Raw genomic sequence first — 26942 nt, 5'->3', positions numbered from 1 at the left:
GGGCTATGACAGAGCCCTCACTCCCCGAACTCCTGCATGCCGCCGTCACAGCCGTCGGCGGTACGGAGCGCCCTGGCCAGGTGACCATGGCCGAAGCCGTCGAGCAGGCCATCGACGACGGCTCCCATCTGCTGGTCCAGGCCGGCACGGGCACCGGAAAGTCGCTCGGCTACCTCGTGCCCGCGCTCGCGCACGGTGAGCGGGTCGTCGTGGCGACGGCCACCCTCGCGCTCCAGCGGCAGCTCGTGGAGCGGGACCTGCCGCGCACGGTGGACGCGCTGCATCCGCTGCTGCGCCGCCGCCCCGAGTTCGCGATGCTCAAGGGCCGATCCAACTACATGTGCCTGCACCGCCTCCATGAAGGCGTCCCGCAGGACGAGGAGGAGGGCCTCTTCGACCAGTTCGAGGCGGCCGCGCCCACCAGCAAGCTGGGCCAGGACCTGCTGCGGATGCGGGACTGGGCGGACGAGACCGAGACGGGCGACCGCGACGACCTCACCCCCGGTGTCTCGGACCGTGCCTGGTCACAGATCTCGGTGTCCTCCAGGGAGTGCCTCGGCGCCTCCAAGTGCGCCTATGGAGCGGAGTGCTTCGCCGAGATGGCCCGCGAGCGCGCCAAGCTCGCCGAGGTCGTCGTCACCAACCACGCCCTCCTCGCGATCGATGCCATCGAAGGCGCCCCGGTCCTCCCGCAGCACGAGGTGCTGATCGTGGACGAGGCGCACGAGCTGGTCTCCCGCGTCACCGGAGTCGCGACCGGCGAGCTCACCCCGGGCCAGGTCAACCGCGCCGTGCGCCGCGTCTCGAAGCTCGTGAACGAGAAGGCGGCCGACCAGCTCCAGACAGCCGCCGAGGGCTTCGAGCGCCTGATGGAGCTCGCTCTGCCCGGCCGCCTGGAAGAGGTCCCCGAGGATCTCGGCTACGCGCTGATGGCCCTGCGGGACGCCGCGCGTACGGTCATCTCGGCGATCGGCGCGACCCGCGACAAGTCCGTCGGCGACGAGGACGCGGTCCGCAAACAGGCCCTCGCCTCCGTGGAGTCGGTCCACGACGTGGCGGAGCGGATCACGAACGGCTCGGAGTGGGACGTCGTCTGGTACGAGCGCCACGACCGCTTCGGCGCCTCCCTGCGGGTCGCCCCGATGTCCGTGTCGGGCCTGCTGCGCGAGAAGCTCTTCACGGACCGCTCCGTCGTCCTGGCCTCGGCCACGCTCAAGCTCGGCGGCGACTTCAACGGCGTGGGTGCCTCACTGGGCCTGGCCCCGGAAGGCATCGAGGGCGAGGACATCCCGCCCTGGAAGGGCATCGACGTCGGTTCGCCCTTCGACTACGGCAAGCAGGGCATCCTGTACGTCGCGAAGCACCTCGCGCGGCCCGCGCGTGACAGCGACCGCGGGGACATGCTCGACGAACTCACCGAGCTGATCCAGGCCGCCGGCGGCCGCACGCTCGGCCTGTTCTCCTCGATGCGGGCAGCCCAGCTCGCCGCGGAGGAACTGCGCTCCCGCATCCCGGAGTTCCCCATCCTGCTCCAGGGTGAGGAGACCCTCGGCGAGCTGATCAAGAACTTCGCGGCGGACCCGAAGACCTGCCTCTTCGGCACGCTCTCGCTCTGGCAGGGCGTGGACGTCCCGGGCGCCAGCTGCCAGCTGGTCGTCATGGACAAGATCCCCTTCCCCCGCCCCGACGACCCGCTGATGAGCGCCCGCCAGAAGGCGGTCGAGGACGCCGGGGGCAACGGCTTCATGGCGGTCGCGGCCACCCACGCGGCCCTGTTGATGGCCCAGGGCGCCGGCCGTCTCGTACGGGCGACGGGGGACCGCGGTGTGGTCGCCGTGCTGGACCAGCGGCTCGCCACGGCGCGCTACGGCAGCTATCTGAAGGCGTCACTGCCCGACTTCTGGTTCACGACGGACCGTAATCAGGTGCGCAGGTCGCTGGCCGCCATCGACGAGGTGGCGAAGAAGGCGGAACAGAACACCGAAGAGGCGACGGCGGAAGAGGCATAGACGTCAGTAGCCTGCCCCCGGCCTCAGCCGGGGGCAGGCTACAAACATGCGCAAGTGGGGACAGCACAGGGCCCCGGAACCGGCGCAGGGGTCCCGGGGCCCGGTCAGGGGCGGAGTCAGATCCGCCGCAGCACCGCCACGACCTTGCCGAGGATGGTCGCCTCGTCGCCGGGGATCGGCTGGTACGCGGAGTTGTGCGGGAGCAGCCACACGTGGCCGTCCTCGCGCTTGAAGCGCTTGACCGTGGCCTCGCCGTCCAGCATGGCCGCCACGATGTCGCCGTTCTCCGCGACCGGCTGGCGGCGGACCGTCACCCAGTCTCCGTCACAGATCGCGGCCTCGATCATCGAGTCTCCGACGACCTTCAGGACGAACAACTCGCCGTCACCCACCAGCTGCCGGGGCAGCGGGAACACGTCCTCGACCGACTCCTCGGCGAGGATCGGGCCACCGGCGGCGATGCGGCCGACCAGTGGGACGTACGACGCGGCCGGTTTGCCCGCCGTGTCGGTGGGCTGCGCGGTGGACTGGTCGGACCCCCGGACCTCGTAGGCCCGCGGTCGGTGCGGGTCGCGGCGCAGGAAGCCCTTGCGCTCCAGTGCCATCAGCTGGTGTGCGACCGAGGAGGTGCTGGACAGGCCGACGGCCTGTCCGATCTCCCGCATCGACGGCGGGTATCCGCGCCGTTGCACGGAGTCCCTGATGACCTCGATCACCCGGCGCTGCCGGTCGGTGAGTCCGGAGCTGTCCGCCCGGATACCTGGAGGTCGGCCCGGCAGGGAGCGTGTGGGCTTGGGCCCCTCCTGGTTCACTTCATTCATGGCATGCACCGGCTCAAATCGGCCCTGGGAGCGGTCCTGGGCAGTGATGGTGGCACTGTCTGCGGTGGTGGTCACGTCGGCCCCTCTCGTTCGTCTCCCTGCTGGACAACGGTAGTTGCTTTCGAAAGGTTGCGCCAAACACACGTTCGAGTGAAAAAGTGTGGATGGCCTGACGCGATCACGTATCTGGGTGTATGGCTAACGCTGCACCGGGCGGACAAAAGCGCTCATTGCTGTACTCTTCACCGCCGGGGCGATGGCCTTGTGGGCCGGAGCGGGGCGAGGGCCAGTCTGCCACCAGGTGTTCCGTCGGTCGGGAACCGGCCCCCTGTCCCCGTGGCGCCCACCGTATCCCCGTACGCCTCTCACGGGTATGGCCGTGCGGCACATGCCAATACGGGCGCGACACGCGCGCCGGGTGTGAATTTACGAGCCAATCACCACATCTAGTGGTTGGATTGCAGCAGCAGCCCAGAAGTTGTGGTCCCCCGGTCTTCCGGACCCATGGTCATCGCCTATGCTGGGGCTGCTTCGAGGGGCCCAAGGGCCCTGACGAGGCTATTGAGTCGTGCTTGTGAAGGAGGGTTGGAGTCAGATGCACTGCCCCTTCTGCAGGCACCCCGACAGCCGTGTCGTCGACAGCCGTACGACGGACGACGGTACGTCGATCCGCAGGCGCCGCCAGTGTCCGGACTGCTCCCGTCGTTTCACGACCGTGGAGACGTGCTCGCTCATGGTGGTCAAGCGGTCCGGAGTCACCGAGCCCTTCAGTCGTACCAAGGTCATCAACGGCGTGCGCAAGGCGTGCCAGGGAAGGCCTGTCACGGAGGACGCGCTCGCTCAGCTCGGCCAGCGGGTCGAGGAGGCGGTGCGTGCCACCGGAAGCGCCGAACTGACCACCCACGACGTGGGACTGGCCATACTCGGCCCCTTGCAGGAGCTCGACCTCGTCGCCTATCTGCGCTTCGCGTCCGTGTACCGGGCGTTCGACTCGCTGGAGGACTTCGAGGCCGCCATCACTGAACTCAGGGAAGAGACGCAGCCCCCCGCCGCGGTCGACGAAGACGCGGGCGAGGGATGCCAGGGAATCGACCGCGGGTCCGGGGGGACTGTCGAAGTCCCCGTGCCCGCCAGCGCCGCCGACTGACGAGAGGGGCCGGACCGGCCCGGACGGCGGCGACCACAGACCTGTTGCGAGCGGACGCGTACGCGTGGCTCGCGGCATTCAGACACACACCGTGCCACGGGAAGAACGAGGCACTTCTGGGCGTTTTAGCCCGATACAGGGAGGCGGCATGACAGAGACGGCGAGCGGTCCGGCACGGAGTTCCCGAGCCAAGGGGACGAAGGCGAACAAGGGACTGCGCATCGAGCGGATCCACACGACCCCGGGTGTGCACCCGTACGACGAGGTCGAGTGGGCGAGCCGTGACGTCGTCATGACCAACTGGCGCGACGGCTCGGTCAATTTCGAGCAGCGTGGCGTCGAGTTCCCCGCCGAGTGGGCGGTGAACGCGGTCAACATCGTCACCAGTAAGTACTTCCGCGGCGCTGTGGGTACCCCGCAGCGTGAGGTGAGCCTCAAGCAGCTCATCGACCGCATCGTGAAGACGTACCGGAAGGCCGGCGAGGACAACAAGTACTTCGCCTCGCCCGCCGACGCCGAGATCTTCGAGCACGAGTTGGCCTACGCCCTCCTGCACCAGATCTTCAGCTTCAACAGCCCGGTGTGGTTCAACGTCGGCACGCCCCAGCCCCAGCAGGTCTCCGCCTGCTTCATCCTGGCCGTCGACGACTCCATGGAGTCGATCCTCGACTGGTACAAGGAAGAGGGCATGATCTTCAAGGGCGGCTCGGGCGCCGGCCTGAACCTCTCCCGGATCCGTTCCTCCAAGGAACTGCTCTCCTCGGGCGGCAACGCCTCGGGTCCCGTCTCCTTCATGCGCGGTGCCGACGCCTCCGCAGGAACGATCAAGTCGGGCGGCGCCACCCGCCGCGCGGCCAAGATGGTCATCCTCGACGTCGACCACCCCGACATCGAGGGCTTCATCGAGACCAAGGTGAAGGAAGAGGAGAAGATCCGCGCCCTGCGTGACGCGGGCTTCGACATGGACCTGGGCGGCGACGACATCACGTCCGTCCAGTACCAGAACGCCAACAACTCGGTCCGCGTGAACGACGAGTTCATGAAGGCCGTGGAGAACGGCGACAAGTTCGGCCTGCGCGCCCGCATGACCGGTGAGGTCATCGAGGAGGTCGACGCCAAGGAGCTCTTCCGCAAGATGGCCGAGGCGGCCTGGGCCTGTGCCGACCCCGGCATCCAGTACGACGACACCATCAACGCCTGGCACACGTGCCCGGAGTCCGGCCGGATCAACGGCTCGAACCCGTGCAGCGAGTACATGCACCTGGACAACACGTCCTGCAACCTCGCCTCGCTGAACCTGATGAAGTTCCTGAAGGACGACGGCCTCGGCCACCAGTCCTTCGAGGTCGAGCGCTTCTCGCAGGTCGTCGAGCTGGTCATCACCGCGATGGACATCTCCATCTGCTTCGCTGACTTCCCGACGCAGAAGATCGGCGAGAACACCCGCGCCTTCCGCCAGTTGGGCATCGGCTACGCCAACCTCGGCGCCCTCCTGATGGCGACCGGCCACGCGTACGACTCCGACGGCGGCCGCTCCCTCGCCGGCGCCATCACCTCGCTGATGACCGGCACCTCGTACAAGCGCTCCGCCGAACTCGCCGCGGTCGTCGGCCCGTACGACGGCTACGCCCGCAACGCGCAGCCGCACCAGCGCGTCATGAAGCAGCACTCCGACGCCAACGCCGTGGCCGTGCGCGTGGACGACCTGGACTCGCCGGTCTGGGCCGCCGCCACGGAGGCCTGGCAGGACGTGCTGCGCCTCGGTGAGAAGAACGGATTCCGCAACGCGCAGGCCTCGGTCATCGCCCCGACCGGCACCATCGGTCTCGCGATGTCCTGCGACACCACCGGTCTTGAGCCCGACCTCGCGCTGGTCAAGTTCAAGAAGCTGGTCGGCGGCGGCTCGATGCAGATCGTCAACGGCACCGTCCCGCAGGCCCTGCGCCGCCTGGGTTACCAGGAGGAGCAGATCGAGGCGATCGTCGCCCACATCGCCGATCACGGCAATGTCGTCGACGCCCCGGGTCTCAAGCACGAGCACTACGAGGTCTTCGACTGCGCCATGGGCGAGCGCTCCATCTCCGCGATGGGCCACGTCCGCATGATGGCCGCGATCCAGCCGTGGATCTCCGGCGCGCTCTCCAAGACGGTCAACCTGCCGGAGACGGCGACCGTCGAGGACGTCGAAGAGGTCTACTTCGAGGCGTGGAAGATGGGCGTCAAGGCGCTCGCGATCTACCGCGACAACTGCAAGGTCGGCCAGCCCCTCTCGGCGAAGACCAAGGACAAGGAGAAGGCCGAGGTCACCGCCAAGGCCGAGGAGACCATCCGTACCGCGGTCGAGAAGGTCGTCGAGTACCGCCCGGTCCGCAAGCGCCTCCCCAAGGGACGTCCCGGCATCACCACCTCCTTCACGGTGGGCGGCGCCGAGGGCTACATGACCGCCAACTCCTACCCGGACGACGGTCTCGGCGAGGTCTTCCTGAAGATGTCCAAGCAGGGCTCCACCCTCGCGGGCATGATGGACGCCTTCTCGATCGCCGTCTCCGTGGGCCTGCAGTACGGCGTGCCCCTGGAGACGTACGTCTCGAAGTTCACCAACATGCGCTTCGAGCCGGCCGGTATGACGGACGACCCGGACGTGCGGATGGCGCAGTCGATCGTCGACTACATCTTCCGCCGCCTGGCGCTCGACTTCCTGCCCTTCGAGACGCGCTCCGCGCTCGGCATCCACTCCGCCGACGAGCGTCAGCGCCACCTGGAGACGGGCTCGTACGAGCCGACCGACGACGAGCTGGACGTCGAGGGTCTCGCCCAGTCCGCGCCCCGCGCGCAGGAGCTGAAGGCCGTCGCCACGCCGAAGGCCGAGGTCGAGGCCGCCAAGCCCGCCCCGCAGCAGGCCCACACCAGCGCCGAGCTGGTGGAGATGCAGCTGGGCATCCAGGCGGACGCCCCCCTGTGCTTCTCCTGCGGCACGAAGATGCAGCGGGCCGGTTCCTGCTACATCTGCGAGGGCTGCGGCTCGACCAGCGGCTGCAGCTGATACCGGGCGGAATTGCGTCGAATGCAACACCCGACGTAACCGCACCTAGAAGCCGTGATCTGTGAAAGGGAGGGGCGTCAGCCCTTGGCTGACGCCCCTCCCTCCGACGGTTGGTGCACCACGACCAGCCCCGCATGGTGCCCGAGAGGCACCAATAGAACGTTCTGGTGGTGAAAGCCTCCGGAATGACGAAAGCCCAGCCTTGTAGGAGGCCGGGCGATCGTTGCAGACAGGAACGTTGTGTCCTGCGCGGTGTGAGAACCTGCATGACATCACGTCCTGGATGCGATTTCAAATGCAACCAGGAAGGAGTGATCATCGTGGCTAAGAACCCGAAGCAGACAGGCAAGAAGGCGGCTTCCAACGCCAGCAAGGTGCTGGCTGACCCGAAGTCGACCAAGGCCGAGAAGTCGGCGGCGGCCAGCGCGCTGGCCCAGACGCCGTCGACCAAGAAGAAGAAGTGATTCTGGCCGCCCCGGGCCTACACCTGGGGCGGCCAGCCCATTTCCCCTGGTCGGAGGCTCTGGCGTAACCGATTCAACGATGTTGCGTTAGATGCATCGTGAGTCGAGGGGTGGATCTGCCAGGGGCCGCGCACTTGGTGCTGGCCGACGGGGTTGTGCATCTGGAACCGGAGCCGGCCGTCTTCGAGGCGATGCTGGACGGCTGGGCCCGGCAGCAGAGGACCCGTTTCCTGGACGAAGACGGGACGATCAAGCCGCGGCTGTCAGTGGTGCGGAGGTTCGCCGAGTTCACCAACCAGTACCCCTGGCAGTGGGAGTCCGCCGAGGTTGAGGCGTTCATCGACCACCTGAGGTCGCGGCGGAAGAAGTTTGCTGTCTCCACCGGCCGGAACTACCAGAACGCCCTGCGGATGTTCTGCGAGTACGTCACTGATTCACGCTACGGATGGCCGCTGCGCTGCCTGGACCGGTTCGGTCAGGCACCCGCACAAATCCTGCATGAGTGGAACACGATTACCCACAGCAGTGAGTACGAGGGCGATGCCAGCCGACGCCCACTGACCTACGACGAGGTCCAGGCCCTGTTCGATGCGGCCGATGCACGGGTCGACGAGATCCGGGCCCGGCGCCGCAAGGGATCCCTCGCCGCCCTTCGGGACGCCATCCTCCTCAAGACCGTCTACGCCTACGGACTGCGCCGCCAGGAAGCTTGCGGTCTCGACCTGGCAGACCTGCGGCGGAACCCGAAGATGTCGCAGTACGGCCGGTTCGGCGGCCTGTTCGTCCGTTATGGGAAGGCGTCCAAGGGCGGCCCGCCCAAACGACGCACCGTCTTGACCGTCCCCGAACTGGACTGGATCGCCGACCTCCTCGACCAGTACTTGGACGAGGTCCGCCCGGCCTTCACCCCGGGAAAACACCCCGCGCTCTGGATCACCGAACGCCGCGGCCGGATGTCCGCCCGCCGCCTGGACGAAGCCTTCGAGACCGCCCGCAAGGCGGCGGACCTGCCCGAAGAACTTGACTTGCACGGACTCCGGCACAGCTACGTCACGCACCTCGTCGAGTTCGGCTACCCCGAGCGGTTCGTCCAAGACCAGGTCGGCCATGCCTACGCCAGCACCACCGCGATCTACACCGGCGTCTCGGACGACTACCGCAACCGGCTGCTCCAGCGGATGTTGAAGGAACGGCACGCCGAGCTCTGGGAGGACGACGAGACGTGATCAAGAAGATGGGCTACCAGTGGCACCTGCGGCAGATCATGGCCACCCGGCAAATGTTCCAGACCACTGACCTGGTCGGCCCGCTCGCAGAGCGAGGCGTCGCCCTGTCCCGGGAGCAGGTATTCCGCCTGGTCACCCAGACCCCGCAACGGCTTTCGATGGACACCCTCGCGGCGCTCTGCGACATCCTTGGCTGCCAGCCCGGTGACCTCATCGAAGTCCGCGTCGTCAACGAGGAGATCCGCAAGACCGCAGACGAAGCACCTCTCCGGCCGCTGCCGGCCGCCCGCCGGACCACGATCCGCCGCCCCGAGGGACTATGACCAAGGCTCGCGACCGGTGGCGAGCCGAACAGCGACAGGCCGCCCTGGATCGCGTGATCACCGCGCTCACCGCCTCGCTGCCCGACCTGGACCGGGCACAGGCAGGCCAGGCCGTCGCCGAGGCACACGCCGCAAAGGGCATCCCGCTCCGCGACCTCGACCAGCACCTCGCCGACCACCCCAAGGCCCTGACCTCCGGCGAAGCCCACTGCCCGCCTGTCGTCGTCCGCCTCGCCAAGGTATTGCACACTGCGGGACACACAACCGTGGTCCGACCGGCCTGCACCGACTGCGGAAGATCCAACCTGGAGCTCCCCCGGCTCGGCCCCAACGGGCGCCTCTGCATCAACTGCTCGGCCCGCAGCAGCAAGGGCACCTGCGACCGGTGCGGTCGAACCGACACCCGGCTCGCCGCCCGCAGGGCTGAGGGCCTCATCTGCTACTCCTGCTATCGCGTCGACGCGGACGTCATCGAGGAATGCGCCGCCTGCGGCCAACTCCGCATGCCGGTCACCCGTCGGCCGGACAACTCCCCGCTCTGCGTCTCCTGCTGGGAAGCTCCCCAACACACCTGCGTGAGCTGCGGCACCGTTGGACCAGCCAAGTCGAAATGCTCGGGCGGGCCGCTCTGCGCGTCCTGCCACCACCGCCAGCAGAAGCCGGTCCGGGAATGCGGCCGCTGCGGACAAGTCCGACCCATCGCTCGTCGGGCCACTCGCTCACGGCCGGACATCTGCGAGGACTGCCACAGTGGGCCGGCCATGACCTGCTCCGTCTGTGTGAGAGTCCGCCCCTGCCACCGCGGGACGGACGGCGCCTGGACCTGCCGGAGCTGCCGCCCGGGGGCCACCCGGGAGTGCTGCCGCTGCGGACGGACTCGCCGAGTCCACACCCGTTGGCCGATCGGCCCGGTCTGCTCGACCTGCTACACCGTCGTGCTCGACGCGCCCGCGACCTGCACCGGCTGCGGCCGCCACCAGCCGCTGATCGGCGTCGCTGAGGACGGCACCGGCATCTGCGGAGCCTGCTCGGGCACCGCCTTCGACTACACCTGCCGCACCTGCGGGCTCGGCGGCAGAACCTACGCCGACGCCCAATGCGCCCGCTGTGTGCTCACCGACCGCCTTCAGCAACTGCTGGCAGGCCCCGCCGGGAACATCCCAGCACCTCTACAGTCGCTGCGAGACACGCTCGCCCTGGCCGAGCGTCCCCGCGGCATCCTGCACTGGCTCAAGCACAGCCCGAACGCCGCCCTCTTCGCCACCCTGGCCGCCTCCGGAGAACCGATCACCCACCAACGGCTCGATCAGCTCCCTCTCAGCCGACACCTGCACTACGTCCGCCACACCCTCGTGCACCTCGGCGCCCTCCCAGAGCGAGACGAGGAACTCGACCGCATCCCCGCCTGGCTGGACACGGTCCTCGCCGACCGCCCCGCCGGCCACATCCAGCTGGTCCGCCCCTACGCGCACTGGCACCTGCTGCGACGAGCTCGACGACGCGCCGCCCAGCGCCGCCGCCCGGCGGAGCCGGGCTCCTTCCTCCGAACCCGGGTCCTAGTGGCCCTGGAGTTCCTCGCCTGGCTAGACGAGCATGGCCTTGACCTGGGCGGACTTCGGCATGACCACCTCGACCGCTGGCTGGACGCAGGCAACACACGCACCTACGCGATCCGATACTTCCTGTCCTGGACCGCTGGCCGCGGCCTCACCGGCAAACTCACGGTCCCTTCCATTCCGCGTCAGCAGCCCAGTCGGCTGATGGACGAAGACGGTCGCTGGCAGCTGCTGAAACGGTGCTTGACCGACTCCACGATGGCTCTGGATACGCGGGCCGCAGGCGCACTGATCCTTCTGTTCGGCCTGCACGCGTCCCACGTCCGGCACCTCACCGCGACCCAGCTCACCAGCCGCGACGGCAATAGCTACCTCACCGTCGACCGGCACCCGGTTCTGCTGCCGCCCCGACTCGCCAGAATTCTCCACCAGCTGGCGGAAGCACCCCACACCCGGGCCGCGCTCACCCGCACCACCCGGGGCGAGCCATGGCTCTTCCCCGGCCTCGTCCCCGGCCGCCCCACCTCTCAGACCGGCCTCAGTTCGAAACTCCTCGCGCACGGCATCGACACCAGGCCGGCCCGAAGCGCGGCCCTGGTCGCGCTCTTCGGTGACCTGCCCGCACCAGTCCTCGCGAGCATCCTCGGCCTCCACCCCAACACCGCAGTCCGCTGGGCAGGGTTCGCCAAGACCTCCTGGGCCAGCTACCTCGCCGCCCGCGCTGCGGACCTTCAGATGGAGAGGAATACGGCACCGCAGGAATAAGTGGCCTGCGCCAGTATCCACAAACCGTGAGGGGCGGTACGGCCATCGGCCGTACCGCCCCTTCGGCGTGCATGAGTGCGTCGCGGGTCAGGACTCCTGGGGGCTGCCCATGATCCTTGCGAAGGTCGCCGGGTCGGCGTCGAAGCCGCGGATGTCCGACTGGAACGTCCACTCTCCGGAGTCGTCGCGTACGAAGTCCGCGACCGTGGTGGCCGTCGACCCCAGGACGCTGCCGAAATCGCCCTCGGCCAGGACGTTGTAGCCCTCGCGGATCCGCAGGCCCGGGTTGTGCACGCTGACGAAGGTGGACCGCCCGGTGCGCTGCTGGATGGCGACGCCGACGACCACGCGCGCGTACCGCTTGTCGAGGCGGGTGAGCTCGAGGGTCATCACCTCGTCCCAGCCGAAGCCCTTGCCGTCCTTGCTGTCCCGGTTGAGATAGATGGTGCCGTCCGGTGAGCGGCTGTCGAAGTGCACTACGTAGTCAGGGTTTTTGTGTGTGTCGGTCGCGAGGTAGGTGGCGGCGACGATGTCGAGATCGGTGGCCGGTTCGCCGGCGGGACTGGGATCCCATTTCACCGAGATCTCGACCTTGTTGATGCCTTTGTTGAGGCCGTTCACCGGTTCTCCCCTCGTGGTCCCCCTGCAACGGTCGCCTCAACTGCCTGGCAGGTGAGGCGTGTTGCCCATCGTGCCACGCGCATGGGGGCGCACGGGCGGCCGCAGTCCACCCGAGCGTGACCGACGCCACGTTCCTGGGCCGTACGATGGCGCGGTGCTGGTCAAGTGGATTCGCTGCACCGTGGTGGACCGCCGCGGTTTTGAACGGGGGCAGCGGAAATGGGCGGGACTTCTGGGGGAGCCGGGTTTCCGGGGGCAGGGCGGGGGCTGGAGCCGGGGAAGGCCCGGAGTGGCCCACATCTTCGCCTTCTGGGAGAGCCGTGCCTTCTACGACTCCTTCATGGCGCGCTCCCATGACCGGCTGGCAACAGCCCAGTCGGGCACCTTCAAGGACGCGCAGAGCAAACTGTTCGATCACCGCTTCGACGTGAAGACCGGCTTCGAGCCGCGCTTCACAGAGACCGATCTGGTCCGGGTGGCGCACTGTCGCGTCCACGAGGAGCGCGCCGAGCACTTCGCGCTGATGCAGGAGAAGGTGTGGAACCCGGCGATGGCCGGCTCGCCCGGCATGGTGAGGGGCCTCTTCGGCGAGGCGCCCGGCCACGAGTTCCTGGTCCTCTCCATGTGGCAGTCGGCCGCCGAGCACGGAAAATACCGGGCCGAGCGTGTGGAGCGGCTCGCCCTGCGGGCCCAGCTCGAGGCGGACGTCGTGGCGCTCACGGGCGACATCGTCCAGTTGGAACCGTCCTGGACGGTCTGAGACGGCCGCGATTTATGTGACCTGTGCCGTATGGAGGCCGTACGAGTGCTCGATCGGGCGCAACTCGATCTAGGGTTCCGGTATGGCACGTCCACGGCGCATCGTCCTTGTCCGGCACGGCGAGTCGGTGGGCAATGCCGATGACTCGGTGTACGAACGTGAACCCGACCACGCCCTGGCGCTCACCGAGAAGGGGTGGCGGCAGGCGGAGGAGACGGGCACACGGATCCGCGAGGTCCTCGGCGACGAGCGCGTAAGCGTTTACGTCTCCCCGTACCGCCGCACGCACGAGACCTTCCGGGCCTTCCACCTCGACCCCGAAAAGGTACGCGTACGCGAGGAGCCGCGGCTGCGCGAACAGGACTGGGGAAACTGGCAGGACCGGGACGACGTACGGCTGCAGAAGGCGTACCGCGACGCGTACGGGCATTTCTTCTACCGCTTCGCGCAGGGTGAGTCCGGTGCCGATGTGTACGACCGGGTCGGCGGCTTCCTGGAGAGTCTTTTCCGGAGTTTCGAGGCCCCCGATCACCCGCCGAACGTGCTCCTCGTGACCCACGGCCTCGCCATGCGGCTGTTCTGCATGCGCTGGTTCCACTGGACGGTCGCGGAATTCGAGTCGCTGGCGAACCCGGGGAACGCGGAAGTGCGCATGCTTGTTCTGGGGGAGGACGGCAAGTACACGCTTGACCGTCCCTTCGAACGCTGGCGTGATCCGGAGCCGTACGGAGTCACCGGATAGAGTGGCAGGGCGATGACCGCTGACTTCTCTCCCGACGGGCGCCTGGACCGCGCCCTGTCCAGCCTGCGCGGACTCGCGGTCGGGGACGCGCTGGGCTCGCAGTTCTTCGTGCCCGCGAACTATCCGCTGCTCAAGCGCCGCGGGCTGCCGCCAGGTCCCTGGCAGTGGACCGACGACACGGAAATGGCCTCCTCCGTAGTGGCCACTCTGGCCGTCCACCACCGCATCGACCAGGACGCGCTGGCCCGCTCCTTCGCCGAGCACCACGACTTCGACCGCGGCTACGGCCCCGCGGTCAACCGGCTGCTGCGGCAGGTCCGGGAGGGCGGCGACTGGCGAGAGCTGGCCTCGGCCCTCTTCAAGGGACAGGGCTCGTGGGGGAACGGCGCGGCGATGCGGATCGCCCCCCTGGGCGCCTGGTACGCGGACGATCCGGAGCAGGCCACACACCAGGCCGAGATCTCGGCCTACCCCACGCACCAGCACCGCGAGGCCGTGGTCGGCGCCATGGCCGTGGCCGCGGCGGCCGCGCTGACCGCCGCACCGGGCGGCCCGCCGAGCCCCGGGGCGCTGCTCGACGGCGTCATCGCCCTGGTGCCGCGCAGCGCGGTGGAAGCCGGTCTGCGGCGCGCCCGGGACATGCTCGACTACGGCGACACGACGACCGTCGCCGCGGTCCTCGGCTGCGGGCGGCGTACGACCGCGCACGACACCGTGCCGTTCGCCCTCTGGTCGGCGGCGCGGGCTCTCGGTGACTACGAAGAGGGCTTCTGGGCGACCGCCCAGGTCGGCGGCGACATGGACACGACCTGCGCCATCGTCGGAGGTGTCGTGGCCGCGGGGAAGGCAGGGATGCCGCCCGCGGAGTGGGTGGAGCGGACCGAGGCGTTCCCGGAGTGGCTGTCGACGAGGACTGTGGACTGAGGCTGCGGGACAGGGCTGCGGGGCGGAGCTTGCGTTCGGCTGTTCGGCGAGGGCGTCGTGCCTGCCCGTTACCTCCCGCCCCAGGCGTCTGCCACTGTCACAGCCGTGCCACAGAGAGCCGGTGACCGGGTGCGCCGCGTGTCCCACGGTTAACCTTTCCGCCACGCCGCTCGTTGATCATCACGGGCGTGCGCCGACGAGACACCGGTCCCTGGGCTTCCGCGGTAGCCACGAGCTGCGCTGCCCGGACCGGTCGGGAGGGGGTCCCGTGTCCGACATACCGTCCGAGGCCGAGCCGAGAGGGTCGGCCTCGAAGGATTCAGTGGTGAAGCCCGGCGTCGACGCCGAGGATCCGGAGGCACCTGAGGTGCCCGAGGACGTGGTTCCCGCGGCCCGCACCGGCGACGCGCTCTCGAAGGGCGACTCCGCGCGGGGTGACTCCGGTGGGACCGCTTCGGACGGGAGCGATTCCAGGAAACGCAGCGTCGCCACGCGAGACGTCGACCGGCAGGGCATCGACGACGAAGGGTGGGACGGCCCCGTCGTCGAGTCCTGGTTCGCCGGCGTCCAGGCGGAACCCCCGTCCCCCATCCACAACGCCACGCTCTGGGCCGCCCTGGCCACCGGCGTGCTCAGCATGCTCCTGCTCGGCGACGGCCTGGCCCTCAACCTCCTGCTGGTGGCGATACCGGCCGCGGTCGGCGCGTACTACGCGGCTCGGGCAGCGGGCCGGCGCCCGCACCGCTGGACGCTGGTGTGGGGTGCCGGAGGGCTTTCCCTGCTGATCGTGCCGGCGCTCCGCGACGCCGACTGGCCGTCGTTCCTGGCCGTCGTGGCCGCCGTGGCGGCGGGTTCGCTCGCCCTGCACGGCGGACGCACCTGGACGGGTGTGCTGTTCGGCCCGATCGGTCTCTACACCTCGCTGGTCACCGGCCCCCTCTGGGGCTGGCGCGGCCTGCGAGAGCGGTCCGGCGGCGCCCGGGGCAACGTGGGCCCGGTGATGCGCGCGCTCGCGGTGGCCGCGGTCCTGCTGGTGGTCTTCGGCACGCTCTTCGCCGGGGCGGACGCCGCCTTCGCGGACCTCCTCGGCCGTCTCGTGCCGGACGCATCGGTCTCCGGAGGGCCCTGGCATGCCGTGCTGTTCGTGATCGGCGTGGTCGGAGCGCTCGTGGTGGCGCACACGGCCGCCGCACCCGTTCAGTGGGACCGCGTCGAGGTGCCGGCGGGCCGCGCTCGCGGACGCGTCGAGTGGGCGCTGCCGCTGATCGTGCTCGCCACGCTCTTCGCGGTCTTCAACGCGGTCCAGCTCGCCGTCCTGTTCGGCGGCTACGACGCGGTACTGGAGAAGACCGGCCAGACGTACGCCGAGTACGCCCGCCAGGGCTTCTGGCAGCTGCTGTTGGTCACGCTCCTCACCCTGCTCGTCATCGTCTTCGCCCTGCGCTGGGCCCCTCGTGACAGCGCCGGCGACTGGACGCTGGTACGTGCCGTCCTCGGAACCCTGTGCGTCCTCGCGCTCGTTGTCGTGGCGTCGGCGGTGCGGCGTATGGACATGTACGTGGAGGCGTACGGGCTGACGCGACTGAGGATCTCCGTGGTGACCGTGGAGCTCTGGCTCGGTCTGGTCATCGTGCTCATCATGGCGGCAGGTGTCTGGGGTGCCCGCTGGCTGCCGCGCGCGGTCCTGGCGAGCGCCGCCGCGGGAGTGCTCGCCTTCGGGCTGGTGTCACCGGACGCTCTGATCGCCGAGCGCAACGTCCAGCGGTACGAGGCGAAGGGCTCGTTCGACCTCGACTACGCGCGCGGGCTGTCCGCCGACGCCGCACCGGCTCTCGACAAACTTGATGAGCCACTGCGTTCCTGTGCGCTGCAGTCCATCGCGCAGGACCTGGCGGGGGCGGACGAGTCCTGGTACGCCACGAGTCTGGGCGAGGCGCGCGCCCGGGACATCCTCGACGGACGGCCGCTGTCCCCCGACGCCGACTGGAACGTGTGCAACCGACTGGGCACCGAGCTGGCGTACCGCTGAGGCGGGGGCGCGCACGGACCGCGTACGCGCCTGCGAGGAACGTTGTTGCCGGACGCGTGCGAACGACGATGCCGGGCCGCCGTCCCCTGTACGGCGGCCCGGCATCGTCGTGTCGTTCAGCCCACGCCGGGTCCGGCCGTGCCCGCCAGGGCGTCGAGGTCGCTCTTGCGGACCCGGATCACCAACGCGGCGACGGCCAGGGCGAGCACCGCCATCGCGACGGCCGGGATGAAGGCCGTGGAGATCCCCTGGGACAGCACGTCGTGGCTCCAGGGAGCGGGCAGCTGATGGGTTTTGGCGAACTCCGCCTTCTGTTCGGCCGAGGCGGTGGCCATGAAGTCCGCGACCTGTTTCTCCGCCTCGTCGCGGCTGGCCGTGCCGAAGACCGTGGTCAGGATGGAGAGGCCGAGCGAACCGCCCACCTGCTGCGTGGCGTTGAGGAGGCCGGACGCCGCGCCCGCCTCGTGCACGGCGACTCCGGAGACCGCGGTCAGGGTCAGTGTCACGAAGTTCAGCCCCATGCCGAAGGCGAACAGCAGCATCGGACCGAGCACCCCGCCGACGTACGTACTCCCGGGGTCCATGAAGGTCAGCCAGCCGAGACCGAGCGCGACGAGGGCCGAGCCGACCATCATGAACGGCTTCGGGCCGAGCACCGGCAGGAACCGCTGCGACAGACCCGCGCCGATGACGATCGCGACCGTCACAGGGAGGAAGGCCAGGCCCGCCTCGATCGGCGTGTAGCTCAACACGTTCTGAACGAAGAGAACGATGAAGAAGAACATGCCGAACATCGCCGCGGCCAGGCTCAGCATGATCACGTACGTACCGGAGCGGTTGCGGTCGGCGAACATCCGCAGCGGTGTGATCGGTTCCTTCGCGCGGGACTCGACCAGTGCGAAGGCGACCAGCAGGACCACCGCCGCGCCGAAGGAGCCGATGGTGAGACTGTCCCGCCAGCCTTCCTCCGAAGCCCGGATGAAGCCGTAGACGAGCGACGCCATACCGGCCGTCGAGGTCAGCGCGCCCGCGATGTCGAAGCGCCCGGGGTGCCGCTCGGACTCGCTGATGTAGAGCGGTGTGACCACGGCTATCAGCACACCGATGGGTACGTTGACGAAGAGCACCCAGCGCCAGTCGAGCCACTCCGTGAGCATGCCGCCGGCCAGCAGGCCGATCGCGCCGCCGCCGGCCGAGACCGCGGCGAAGACTCCGAACGCCCTGTTGCGCTCGGGCCCTTCGGGGAACGTCGTGGTGATCAGTGCCAGCGAGGTGGGAGACGCGATCGCGCCACCGACGCCCTGGAGGGCGCGTGCGGCCAGCAACTGCCAGGGCTCCTGGGCGAATCCGCCGAGCAGCGAGGCGACCGTGAAGAGCAGGATGCCGGTCATGAAGACCCGGCGACGGCCGAGGATGTCACCGGCCCGGCCGCCGAGCAGCAGCAGACCGCCGAAGGTGAGCGTGTACGCGCTGACGACCCAGGTGAGGTCGGTGGTGGAGAACTCGAGCGCGTTCTGAATGTGCGGGAGGGCGATGTTCACAATCGTCGCGTCGAGTACCACCATGAGTTGGCAGGCCGCGATGACGGTGAGCGCGATGCCGGGATGCCCCTCCCGGCGGGCCGCTCCTGGCTTTGGTTTCTGGATCAACGGAGAGGTTGTCACTATTAAGTCCCCCACAAGTGCGTTAGTGAACGCTCGCGTTCACTGCCGCGTCAAACGGTAGTGAGTCCCCGACAGTGAACGCAAGCGTTCACTGAAGTCGCTGCCGCTTCGCGTCACTTGACCACTTGCGGACCCCGGTCCGCACGGCACGTATGCACGCGCGTGCGTGCCGCTTGCCCGCTCAGACGGAGACACGCTCATGGTTACTTCGAGTTGGACGGCCGCCTCCGCTCAGGCGGCCTCCCCGCGCCGCCGTGGTGCCGTACTCGAACGTGCGATCCTCGAAGCCGCGCTGGAACAGCTCAGTACGGTCGGCTGGAACGGACTCACGATGGAGGGCGTCGCCGCCGGCGCCCAGACCGGCAAGGCCGCGGTCTACCGCCGCTGGCCGTCGAAGGAGGATCTGGTCGCGGACGCACTCCAGGCGGGACTGCCGTCGCTCGACGACGTGCCCGACATGGGGAGCGTGCGAGAAGACCTGCTGGAGCTGTGCCGCCGGGCGCGCGAGGCGATGTTCTCGCGTCCCGGATTCGCGCTGCGCTCGGTGATTCACGAATGCGACTCGTCGCAGGCTCAGCGCTTCCAGAAGGTGATCTTCGGAGGTGTCGTGGAGCCGACCATCCGGCTGCTCGGTGAGGTCGTCGAGCGTGGAATCCAGCGGGGAGAGGTGCGGCCCGACGCGGCGAACTCGTATGTCTTCGACGCCATTCCGGCGATGATGATGTACCGGTCCAAGGTGTGCGCGAGTGAATGGAACGAGCGGGACATCGAGGAGATGATCGACCAGCTCATGGTTCCGCTGCTACGTCCGACGGGCGCGTGAGCGGCCTCTGGGGCGGTGCGGCCGGAGCGCCGAGGTTGCCTGGGGAAACCTGGGTGTCGCGTGGGGTTCCGGGCGGCGTAGGCTGAGGGCGCCATGCCGTACGAACCACCAACCCACACTGTCGAGCGCTCCCTGCGCGCCACGACCGGAGCGAAGGTCATTGCCGGTGTCGACGAGGTGGGCCGCGGTGCGTGGGCCGGCCCGGTCACCGTCTGCGCGGCGGTCACCGGCCTGCGCCGCCCGCCCGAAGGCCTCACCGACTCCAAGCTCCTGACCGTCAAGAGGCGCACCGCGCTCGCCGAGATACTGGCGAAGTGGGTGACGTCGTACGCCCTCGGGCATGCCTCTCCGGAGGAGATCGACGGCATGGGGATGACGGCCGCGCTGCGACTGGCCGCCTGCCGTGCCCTCGAAGCCCTGCCCGTGCGTCCCGACGCGGTCATCCTCGACGGGAAGCACGACTACCTCGGGGACCCCTGGCGTGTCCGTACGGTGATCAAGGGCGACCAGTCATGCGTCGCCGTCGCGGCGGCCTCGGTGATCGCCAAGGTGCAGCGCGACAAAATGATGGCCGAACTGGGTATCGACCATGCAGACTTCGGTTTTGCGGCCAACGCCGGGTATCCGTCACCGGTGCACAAGGCCGCGCTGGAGATGCGGGGCCCCACCCCGTACCACCGGATGACGTGGGCGTATCTTGATGCGCTGCCCCAGTGGCGGCACCTCAAGAAGGTCCGCAGTTGGGCGGATGGAAGCGTTCCGGAGATCGAAGGGCAGCTCGGCTTCGATTTCTGACGGTTCCGCTCGCACTCATGTGCCACCCGCCGACGCGACTCGCACCGGCGTTTGATAAAAATCAGCTCATGCCTCTCATTCCCGAGGAGCCTCAGATTCACGAGAGTGCCCAGGGTCCCCGCGCCACTCCGGCCGCCGGCCGTACCGCGCCGACCCCCCGTCCCGTACCCGGACCCCGCCCCGCGGCTCCGCCGCGTCCCGGCCGCCCGGGTCCTGTCCGGCCTGTGCCACCGGTGCAACGCGCACCGCGCGACACGGCCGTGGCCAAGCCGGGGCCGACCGCCCCGGCGGCCCCCACCGCCCCCTCGACTCCGCAGATCCAGCTGATCCCGGCCTCGGCCGAGGGTGCGCTGGACGCGGCCGAGGAAGCGGTCGACCTGCTCCTTGACTCGGGCCGCGTCCCCGGTGAGGTTCTGGTGATCACCACCGGCGAACCGCACCCGTGGGCCGCGCACGAGCTCTCGTTCGGCGAGGCCGCCTACTGGGCTCAGCACGACGCGGGAGACGACGTCTTCTACGCCGACGCGTCCGCCCTCGGTCGTGCCACGTCCCGGCCCGTGGTCGTCGTCGCCGTCAACGGCGGACCCGATGCCACTGCCGCCACCGCCCTGCCGCTGGCTCTCGGCCGAGCCGGCGCCCTGCTGATCGTCTGCGGGGATCCGCAGCAGATCAACTCGGTGCTGGGCGCGGGGGTCTGAGGACCCCCGTTCTTCTGGGGGTACTTGGGGGGTGGAGTGCCACTGCGGCCCAGGCCGCGGTGGCATGAGCACGGTGGACGGTCCGACGTGTGCCGGTACGGGGGGACGTGCCGGCGCGGCTGTCAGGGTCCGCGAGGTCGGCGTTTGGCCGTTCAGCCTTGCCGTGGCACATGTCTGGTGGCACATGTCTGAAGGGCTGTGCGGGGTGGAGGCCGCGTGTGCTCTTGCTACGGGCGTGCGTCCCGGCATGCGCTGAGACCTCGCACCCCCGCTGGCTTCTTGCACCTGCCGAGCCCTTGTACGCGTGCTCTTGTGCGGGTTCGGGGCGCCGGTTGGCCCCCTCGCGATCCTCGGCCGACCGGTGTTGTGCCCGTCTCGCCTCGGCGAGGCCGGTGGTCCGTGACCATGCGGCGGCCGGTGCGACCGGCGCTGAGGGGCGACCGGCCGGACGAACGCCGACCGGTGCCCGAGTGCGGCGGTCGCGCGGGCTCGGCCTCAGCGGGCCGCCGCGCGGCGCAGCACCTCCGAGGCCGAGCCACCGGTACGTGGCTGAATGGCATCGACCGCCGCGAGCGCTTCGAGGGACTCCGGCTTCGAGTCCGCACTGGGCCGACGTCCGCCACGCCCTTCGCCGAGCACCTGCCAGCCCTCACGCGTCAGCGTGATGTACGCCCCGCATCGCAGCCCGTGCAGCGTGCAGGCGTCCCGCAGCCCCCACATCCACGCCCCGTCCTCCTCCGTCCATCGCCCGTCGCCCTCACGGCAGTAGAGCAGGACGGCCGTACGCACCGGTGTGCGGCGCCTCAGGTCGTGCGGGATCACCCGGCGCAGCTGCGCGAGCAGCGCGTTGCGGAACATCCAGCCGTCCGCCGGGGCCGGCCGCCGGACGAAGGACGCGCTGGCCCTGAGCCGTTCGTCCGGATCGAGGACGGCGACGATCGCGGTGTCGGGCCGGGGCCGATGCCGGGAGTGCAGCCCGCTGACGACCTCCCGGGGGTTGCGCAGCAACGGAATCCCTGCGGCGGCCCATTCGGCGGGTTCGAGCATCCGGGCGAGTGAGTTGGCGGAATTGGCGGACGTCGACATCGACGCCGCCGAGGACGGAGCGAATCCGAAGGTCACGGTCCTCCCTTCGGCTACGCGCCCATACAGCGGGCGGGGGTCGGACTTGGGGGAGCGCACCGCGGCACAGCCCGAACGGGCGGCCCAGGAAAGGACCACGCGGGGCGCGATGCCAATTCTTCCTGTCGAACTTGGTTGCGGCAACGAGCAATTGGGGCCACCGACCGTTATCCGGTGATCCGCCTCATATATCCCTGCCCGTTACTCTCCCTGTCACGCCTCGATCACCCTTGCATGGCGAGGACCAGCGGCAACACCCCCTGTGCCCCGGCCCGCCGGAGCAGACGCGCGGCCACCGCCAGCGTCCAGCCGGTCTCGGTCGAGTCGTCCACGAGCAGGACGGGTCCCTGGGCCTGGGCCAGCGTGGCGACCAGATCGGGCGGCACCACGAGCGCCCCGTCGAGGGCCTTCAACCGCTGCGCGCTGTTGCTCCTGGAGACCTGCGCCGCCCCGGCTCCGGGGGCGTACTCGATGGAACCCAGCAGGGGCAGGCGTCCGACCTCCGCGATTCGCGCGCCCAGCGACTGGATCAGGCGTGGCCGGCCGTGGGAGGCCATGGTGACGACACCGACCGGGCGCGGCTGTGCGTCGGGGCTCCCCGAAGCCCAGCCGCCGGGACCCTTCGCCCAGTCGGCCAGCACACCGACCACGGCCTTCGCCACATCGTCCGGAACGGGCTCGTCAGGAGCCTGGGGCGAGAGCATCGGCCGCAGCCGGTTGCCCCAGCCGATGTCCGAGAGCCGTCCCAACGCCCGCCCGGACGCGGCCTGTTCACCGGCCGGAATGCGCCCCTTCAGGTCGACACCGACCGCCGGCAGGCCCGTCGGCCACATCTTCCGGGGCTCGACCTCGACACCCGCCCGGACCAGCTCGCCACGCGCGGAGTCCAGGGACGACGAGGACACGGATTCGGTGAACCGGGGCCCCGCACACATGTCGCAGCGACCGCACGGAGTCGCTCCCTCGTCGTCCAGCTGGCGTCGCAGGAACTCCATTCGGCAGCCGGTGGTCGTCACGTAGTCACGCATCGCCTGTTGCTCGGCCGCGCGCTGCTTGGCGACCCAGGCATAGCGCTCGGTGTCGTACGTCCACGGGTCGCCCGTGGAGATCCAACCGCCCTTGACGCGGTGCACCGCACCATCCACGTCCAGGACCTTGAGCATTGTCTCCAGACGTGACCTGCGCAGCTCCACCAAGGGTTCGAGCGCGGGCAGCGACAGTGGCCGGCCGGCCTGGCCGAGGACGTCCAGGGTGCGCCGGACCTGCTCCTCCGGAGGGAAGGCGATCGACGCGAAGTACTGCCAGATCGCCTGGTCCTCCTTGCCAGGCAGGAGCAGCACCTCGGCATGCTCCACCCCGCGCCCCGCACGGCCGACCTGCTGGTAGTACGCGATGGGGGAGGACGGCGACCCCAGGTGCACCACGAACCCGAGGTCGGGCTTATCGAAGCCCATGCCCAGCGCCGACGTGGCCACGAGGGCCTTGACGCGGTTGGCGAGCAGATCCTCCTCGGCCTGCTGACGGTCCGCGTTCTCCGTCTTCCCGGTGTACGAGGCCACTGTGTGCCCGCACTGCCGCAGGAACGCGGTGACCTCCTCGGCCGCGGCCACCGTGAGCGTGTAGATGATTCCCGAGCCGGGCAGCTCGCCCAGATGCTCGGCCAGCCAGGCCATCCGGTGTGCGGCGTCGGGCAGCTGCAGCACGCCGAGGCTCAGGCTCTCCCGGTCCAGCGGGCCGCGCAGGACGAGAGCGTCCGTGCTGCCGCCGGTGCCCAGCTGCTCGGCGACATCGGCCGTCACGCGCGCGTTGGCCGTGGCGGTGGTGGCGAGGACCGGGACGCCCGGCGGGAGATCCGCGAGCATCGTGCGCAGACGGCGGTAGTCCGGCCGGAAGTCGTGGCCCCAGTCGGAGATGCAGTGTGCTTCGTCGACCACGAGGAGTCCGGTCGCGGCGGCGAGCTTGGGCAGCACCTGATCACGGAAATCGGGATTGTTGAGCCGCTCCGGGCTCACCAGGAGGACATCCACCTCGCCCGCGGCCACCTCGTCCTGGATCGTGTCCCATTCCTCCGTGTTGGACGAGTTGATGGTCCGCGCCCGGATGCCGGCGCGGGCGGCGGCCTCGACCTGGTTGCGCATGAGGGCGAGGAGCGGGGAGACGATGACGGTGGGGCCCGCGCCCTGCTCCCTCAGCAGCGCCGTCGCCACGAAGTACACGGCGGACTTGCCCCAGCCGGTGCGCTGCACGACCAGGGCTCTGCGCTTGTCGGCCACCAGCGCCTCGATGGCGCGCCACTGGTCCTCGCGAAGCCGGGCGTCACCCGCCGGGGCGCCGACGAGGCGGGCGAGGACGGTGTCGGCCGCGGTGCGCAGCTCTGCGTTGCTCATGGCCCCATGCAACCTGATGGGTCGGACATCACGCGAATGAGGCGGTCAGCCTGTGGACAGATCCTGACGTGATCATGGTCGTGGTTATCCACAGGCCAAAGCGGAATTCTGGGATCCGCGGGATGGTCACGGCATGACGAATCACAGCGAAGCGGCCGGGAATCTCGGCGACGGTGACATGAGCGGGTGCGGCGAGCGGGGCGAGCGCGACGGGTTTGGAGGGCCCGACGGGCTCGGGGGACTCGATGGACTTGGGGGACTCGACGGGTTCGGGGGAGCCGACGGATTCGGAGGATCTGGAGGGCTTGGAAGGAGCGGGGGCGCGGGCGGTGAGCATGGCCAAGTCGGTGGAGGTCATGGTGAAGCGCGTGGTGGGCAGGGTGGAACCTGTGGCGGATCTGGCTCAGGGGGTGGCGGACGCGGTTCAGAGCACGGTGGAGATGGTGCAGGGCACCGTGTAGATGGTCCAGGTAGTGGCGGACGCGGTTCAGGGAGCGGGGGGTGTGGCTCGGGGCCGGGGGAACAGGGTGACGGCCGTGGAGGTGAGAGCCGTGTCGGCCCCGCACACGGCGCGTCCGGCGTCCCGTTCGCCGAGCATCAGGTCACCCTGCGCACTCCCGCCGAACTGGCAGACGCCCTGCCGTACCTGCTCGGATACCGGCCCGAGGACAGCATCGTGCTCGCCGCCCTGCACGACAGGGACGGGCGTGGCAGGTTCGGCGGACGGGCCCGGCTCGGCATCCCGGGCAACGCGGACGACTGGGCGTCCGTGGCCCGGCAGCTGACCGAGGGACTCGTGAAGGGCAGCGAACGCAGGGGCGCGCTGCCCGAGAGCATGGTCGCCTTCCTCTGCCAGGACCCCAAGGACGGAGAGTCGGCCCGGGACGTCATGGAACGACTGCGCCCACTCGCGCAGTTGCTGCGCACGGCCTGCGGTGCCCTGGACGTTCCCGTGATCGAGGCCCTGTGCATCTCGGACGGCCGCTTCTGGTCGTACTGCTGCCCCAGCGAGCAGTGCTGCCCGTCCGACGGGACACCCATGGGGCTGCCCGGCACGTCCGTGCTGGCCGCCGCAGCCACCTATGCCGGCCTCCAGATTCGGGGCTCCCTGCGGGAGTTCAGGGCGAGGCTCGTTCCGTGGGAGACCGCGGCCGCACTGGAGCAGGAGTCCGCACTCAACGCGGTGAGCATGGCGTTGATTCCGCGAATCCTGGACGACGAGAGCCGCACAGCCGTGGCGACCGAGACCTTGGACCTGGCTCATCGGGTCATGCGCCGGTTCGCCGACTCCACGTCTGTGGCCGGTGTACCGGGTGTTTCCGGTGTACCTGCGGTGTCCGGTGCGTCCGGCGCCCTGTCGGCGGATCTCCGGGACGACGAACTCCTGTGCCACGACGAGGCAGCCACCTTGATCCTCGGCCTCCAGGACCGCACGACGCGCGACCGGGCGGCGGAGTGGATGGAGGGCGACGAGGCCGGCCCGGCCCTCCGCCTCTGGCGGGCTCTGGCCCGCCGCTGTGTCGGCCCGTACGGAGAGCATGCCGCGGCGCCGCTCACACTCGTGGGATGGGTCGCCTGGTCCTCCGGGGACGAGCTGGAGGCCCGCGAAGCCCTGGCGATGGCTCTCGGGGCGGATCCGGGATACCTGTTTGCCCGCCTTCTCCACCAGGCGTGCAACGAGGGCCTAGACCCGGAGTCGATTCGCCGCTGCCTTCGCAAGGAGCGTGTGGACCGTGCCGACGCGGAGGTGATCGCGTCCTCGGCGTCCCCGGAGTCCTCGACGTCCCCGGTCGACGCCGACGGACCGTCCGGGTCCGCCTCGGCATCGTCGACCCGGGTGGCTTCCCGTCGCCGACGCAAGCCGCGGTCGACGGGGAGCGTGGCCGGCCGGCCGGCTTCACGGCCCTCCGGGACCGTGGGCACGCGCCGTCCCCGGTCCACCGCCGACGGCTCCTCGGCGCCGGAAGCACCCACCCGGGCCGGTGACGGTACGGGCGGCGGCACCCGGTCCCGCCGAGGGGTCGGCCGGCACGGGACGAAGCAAGGCGAGACATGAGGGCGGGGGAGCGGCGTCGAGCGAGCCGGTCGACTCGGTTCGGATGGCCGGCCTGGTTGCTTCGGGTGGTGGCGTGGGGGTTGGCGGGGCTCGAGGCAGCGTGGGGGCCTGCCGGACTCGGGACGGTGTGGCGTGGGGTGCTTGCTCCGGGCCTGGCTGCGGTTTTGCCCGGGAAGGGTGGGAGTGCTGAGGGCGCTCCGGGTGGGGCTGGCTGGGAGGAATGGGCCTCCGCCCCGGGCCGGTCGCTGGAAGAAGCATCAGGCCGGGGCCGGCCGTTGGAGGTATGCGGCCTAGGCCGGCTGTCGGAAGAAGCATCAGGTCTGTGCCGGCTGGTGGAACGTGTATCCGACCCGGGCACATTGCCGGGAGATGCATCCGACCTGGGCCGAACATCGCAAGGTGTATCCGACCCGGGCCGACCACCGGAAGGTGCGTCCGACCTGAGCCGACCATCCGAAGGTGTATCCGACCCGAACCGTTGGCCGGAAGACGCATGCGATCCGAGCGGTCTATCGGAAGCGAGTGGCGTGGCGCTCCGCGAGGTGGACCGCCTTGCCCGGTTCCTGGCCGCCGGATGCGGTGAGGGCGACGCAGCGGTTGTTGCGCCACTCGCCCCCGTCGTTCTCTGCCTGCGGCCCCTCCACAGCGGAGCCCTCGACTGGGACTGGGGCCGCCCACATGCGATAGCCGATCTGCATGTGGGTCACCCTCCGGCCGGCGTGCTGCATGTGGACCACCCCAGACCGGCATCCTGCGTGTGTGTTGCCTTCAGACCGGCATGCTGCATGTGGCGGCGACCCCCAGACCGGCGTCCTGCGTGTGTGCTGCCTCCAGAGGGGAGCGGGCCCCGACTCTCGGCCGCACATGCCCGAGCGGGACGTCAGGGCAGCCCGCGGACGCGCACCCCGCTCCGGGGAGCAGCCGCGACCGCATTCCGGAGCCCTCGGCTCACCGCCAATCGGTCGGC

22 protein-coding genes are annotated in these 26942 nt (G+C 69.7%); 15 read left to right on the top strand and 7 right to left on the bottom strand.

The window, feature by feature from the left end:
• The first annotated feature begins 5 nt into the window (after positions 1 to 5).
• Complete coding sequence (locus OG718_RS17295; RefSeq protein WP_143638099.1) at positions 6 to 2009, top strand: ATP-dependent DNA helicase; 2004 nt, start codon at positions 6 to 8, stop codon at positions 2007 to 2009.
• Between the two features lie 116 nt (positions 2010 to 2125).
• Here the strand turns inward: OG718_RS17295 and lexA are convergent, their stop codons facing one another.
• Entirely contained in the window at positions 2126 to 2905 is a 780-nt protein-coding gene (gene lexA / locus OG718_RS17290; RefSeq protein WP_055617269.1) for a transcriptional repressor LexA, read from the bottom strand.
• Positions 2906 to 3425: 520 nt separating this feature from the next.
• Between lexA and nrdR the strand changes: the two genes are divergently transcribed.
• From nrdR to OG718_RS17260, 6 genes are all read left to right on the top strand, one after another.
• Positions 3426 to 3977 (top strand): transcriptional regulator NrdR, encoded by a 552-nt coding sequence (nrdR, locus tag OG718_RS17285; RefSeq protein ID WP_143638101.1) that lies wholly within the window; start codon positions 3426 to 3428, stop codon positions 3975 to 3977.
• Between the two features lie 148 nt (positions 3978 to 4125).
• Positions 4126 to 7020 carry a vitamin B12-dependent ribonucleotide reductase gene (locus OG718_RS17280; RefSeq protein WP_328844545.1) on the top strand — a complete coding sequence of 965 codons (2895 nt, stop codon included), beginning with the start codon at positions 4126 to 4128 and terminating at the stop codon, positions 7018 to 7020.
• A 320-nt stretch (positions 7021 to 7340) separates the two neighbouring features.
• Positions 7341 to 7484, top strand: coding sequence for a hypothetical protein (locus OG718_RS17275; RefSeq protein WP_328842803.1), 144 nt, complete (start codon positions 7341 to 7343; stop codon positions 7482 to 7484).
• A 110-nt stretch (positions 7485 to 7594) separates the two neighbouring features.
• Positions 7595 to 8710, top strand: a complete 1116-nt coding sequence (locus OG718_RS17270; protein ID WP_328842802.1) for a tyrosine-type recombinase/integrase — start codon at positions 7595 to 7597, stop codon at positions 8708 to 8710.
• A complete protein-coding gene (locus OG718_RS17265) occupies positions 8707 to 9033 on the top strand; it encodes a helix-turn-helix domain-containing protein (protein ID WP_328842801.1) in 327 nt (108 codons plus the stop codon). The genes OG718_RS17270 and OG718_RS17265 overlap by 4 nt, the downstream gene beginning before the upstream one ends.
• Positions 9030 to 11354, top strand: coding sequence for an XRE family transcriptional regulator (locus OG718_RS17260; RefSeq protein ID WP_328842800.1), 2325 nt, complete (start codon positions 9030 to 9032; stop codon positions 11352 to 11354). The genes OG718_RS17265 and OG718_RS17260 overlap by 4 nt, the downstream gene beginning before the upstream one ends.
• 87 nt (positions 11355 to 11441) lie before the next feature.
• On the opposite strand, the gene OG718_RS17255 is transcribed toward OG718_RS17260, so the two are convergent.
• Entirely contained in the window at positions 11442 to 11975 is a 534-nt protein-coding gene (locus OG718_RS17255) for a TerD family protein (protein ID WP_306937316.1), read from the bottom strand.
• A 154-nt stretch (positions 11976 to 12129) separates the two neighbouring features.
• Here OG718_RS17255 and OG718_RS17250 point away from each other — a divergent pair, with 154 nt between their 5' ends.
• The 4 genes from OG718_RS17250 to OG718_RS17235 all read left to right on the top strand — a co-directional run bounded on the left by OG718_RS17250 (position 12130) and on the right by OG718_RS17235 (position 16430).
• Entirely contained in the window at positions 12130 to 12735 is a 606-nt protein-coding gene (locus OG718_RS17250) for a YdbC family protein (RefSeq protein ID WP_143638107.1), read from the top strand.
• 82 nt (positions 12736 to 12817) lie between these two features.
• Positions 12818 to 13477: a histidine phosphatase family protein gene (locus tag OG718_RS17245; protein ID WP_143638109.1), complete on the top strand. Its 660-nt coding sequence runs from the start codon at positions 12818 to 12820 to the stop codon at positions 13475 to 13477.
• A gap of 12 nt (positions 13478 to 13489) precedes the next feature.
• Positions 13490 to 14401 (top strand): ADP-ribosylglycohydrolase family protein, encoded by a 912-nt coding sequence (locus OG718_RS17240; RefSeq protein WP_143638111.1) that lies wholly within the window; start codon positions 13490 to 13492, stop codon positions 14399 to 14401.
• A 268-nt stretch (positions 14402 to 14669) separates the two neighbouring features.
• Entirely contained in the window at positions 14670 to 16430 is a 1761-nt protein-coding gene (locus OG718_RS17235; RefSeq protein ID WP_443055115.1) for a DUF4153 domain-containing protein, read from the top strand.
• Positions 16431 to 16546: 116 nt separating this feature from the next.
• Here the strand turns inward: OG718_RS17235 and OG718_RS17230 are convergent, their stop codons facing one another.
• Positions 16547 to 18094 carry an MFS transporter gene (locus OG718_RS17230; RefSeq protein WP_143638113.1) on the bottom strand — a complete coding sequence of 516 codons (1548 nt, stop codon included), beginning with the start codon at positions 18092 to 18094 and terminating at the stop codon, positions 16547 to 16549.
• Positions 18095 to 18293: 199 nt separating this feature from the next.
• Between OG718_RS17230 and OG718_RS17225 the strand changes: the two genes are divergently transcribed.
• The 3 genes from OG718_RS17225 (at position 18294) to OG718_RS17215 (ending at position 20410) form a co-directional block, all read left to right on the top strand.
• Positions 18294 to 18917, top strand: a complete 624-nt coding sequence (locus OG718_RS17225) for a TetR/AcrR family transcriptional regulator (protein WP_143638115.1) — start codon at positions 18294 to 18296, stop codon at positions 18915 to 18917.
• Positions 18918 to 19010: 93 nt separating this feature from the next.
• Positions 19011 to 19712, top strand: a complete 702-nt coding sequence (locus OG718_RS17220) for a ribonuclease HII (protein ID WP_055617260.1) — start codon at positions 19011 to 19013, stop codon at positions 19710 to 19712.
• A gap of 68 nt (positions 19713 to 19780) precedes the next feature.
• Positions 19781 to 20410 carry a hypothetical protein gene (locus tag OG718_RS17215; RefSeq protein WP_328844544.1) on the top strand — a complete coding sequence of 210 codons (630 nt, stop codon included), beginning with the start codon at positions 19781 to 19783 and terminating at the stop codon, positions 20408 to 20410.
• Positions 20411 to 20905: 495 nt separating this feature from the next.
• Here OG718_RS17215 and OG718_RS17210 read toward each other — a convergent pair whose 3' ends face one another.
• From OG718_RS17210 to OG718_RS17200, 3 genes are all read right to left on the bottom strand, one after another.
• Complete coding sequence (locus OG718_RS17210; RefSeq protein WP_143638118.1) at positions 20906 to 21532, bottom strand: hypothetical protein; 627 nt, start codon at positions 21530 to 21532, stop codon at positions 20906 to 20908.
• Positions 21533 to 21756: 224 nt separating this feature from the next.
• On the bottom strand, positions 21757 to 23919 hold the full coding sequence (locus tag OG718_RS17205; RefSeq protein ID WP_328844543.1) for a RecQ family ATP-dependent DNA helicase: 2163 nt from the start codon (positions 23917 to 23919) through the stop codon (positions 21757 to 21759).
• 28 nt (positions 23920 to 23947) lie between these two features.
• On the bottom strand, positions 23948 to 24277 hold the full coding sequence (locus tag OG718_RS17200) for a hypothetical protein (RefSeq protein ID WP_328848011.1): 330 nt from the start codon (positions 24275 to 24277) through the stop codon (positions 23948 to 23950).
• A gap of 318 nt (positions 24278 to 24595) precedes the next feature.
• On the opposite strand from OG718_RS17200, the gene OG718_RS17195 reads away from it, so the two are divergent.
• The gene (locus OG718_RS17195; protein ID WP_443055113.1) at positions 24596 to 25975 is read left to right on the top strand and encodes a DUF4192 domain-containing protein; all 1380 of its coding nucleotides are present in this window, start codon (positions 24596 to 24598) and stop codon (positions 25973 to 25975) included.
• A gap of 509 nt (positions 25976 to 26484) precedes the next feature.
• Here OG718_RS17195 and OG718_RS17190 read toward each other — a convergent pair.
• Positions 26485 to 26703 carry a hypothetical protein gene (locus tag OG718_RS17190; protein WP_328844542.1) on the bottom strand — a complete coding sequence of 73 codons (219 nt, stop codon included), beginning with the start codon at positions 26701 to 26703 and terminating at the stop codon, positions 26485 to 26487.
• Positions 26704 to 26942: the final 239 nt, after the last annotated feature.

This window comes from Streptomyces sp. NBC_00258, assembly GCF_036182465.1.
GTDB lineage: Bacteria > Actinomycetota > Actinomycetes > Streptomycetales > Streptomycetaceae > Streptomyces.
The sequence above is the reverse complement of the archived record's forward strand: the minus strand, read 5'-3'. Positions and strand labels throughout refer to the sequence as shown.

What these genes read in the sequence shown, in the direction of transcription:
- OG718_RS17295 (WP_143638099.1), top strand. Translation starts at nt 6, where the DNA reads ATGACAGAGCCCTCACTCCCCGAACTCCTGCATGCCGCCGTCACAGCC.
- nrdR (WP_143638101.1), top strand. Translation starts at nt 3,426, where the DNA reads ATGCACTGCCCCTTCTGCAGGCACCCCGACAGCCGTGTCGTCGACAGC.
- OG718_RS17280 (WP_328844545.1), top strand. Translation starts at nt 4,126, where the DNA reads ATGACAGAGACGGCGAGCGGTCCGGCACGGAGTTCCCGAGCCAAGGGG.
- OG718_RS17260 (WP_328842800.1), top strand. Translation starts at nt 9,030, where the DNA reads ATGACCAAGGCTCGCGACCGGTGGCGAGCCGAACAGCGACAGGCCGCC.
- OG718_RS17245 (WP_143638109.1), top strand. Translation starts at nt 12,818, where the DNA reads ATGGCACGTCCACGGCGCATCGTCCTTGTCCGGCACGGCGAGTCGGTG.
- OG718_RS17240 (WP_143638111.1), top strand. Translation starts at nt 13,490, where the DNA reads ATGACCGCTGACTTCTCTCCCGACGGGCGCCTGGACCGCGCCCTGTCC.
- OG718_RS17225 (WP_143638115.1), top strand. Translation starts at nt 18,294, where the DNA reads ATGGTTACTTCGAGTTGGACGGCCGCCTCCGCTCAGGCGGCCTCCCCG.
- OG718_RS17220 (WP_055617260.1), top strand. Translation starts at nt 19,011, where the DNA reads ATGCCGTACGAACCACCAACCCACACTGTCGAGCGCTCCCTGCGCGCC.
- OG718_RS17215 (WP_328844544.1), top strand. Translation starts at nt 19,781, where the DNA reads ATGCCTCTCATTCCCGAGGAGCCTCAGATTCACGAGAGTGCCCAGGGT.
- OG718_RS17205 (WP_328844543.1), bottom strand. Translation starts at nt 23,919, where the DNA reads ATGAGCAACGCAGAGCTGCGCACCGCGGCCGACACCGTCCTCGCCCGC.
- OG718_RS17200 (WP_328848011.1), bottom strand. Translation starts at nt 24,277, where the DNA reads ATGACCTCCACCGACTTGGCCATGCTCACCGCCCGCGCCCCCGCTCCT.
- OG718_RS17190 (WP_328844542.1), bottom strand. Translation starts at nt 26,703, where the DNA reads ATGCAGCACGCCGGCCGGAGGGTGACCCACATGCAGATCGGCTATCGC.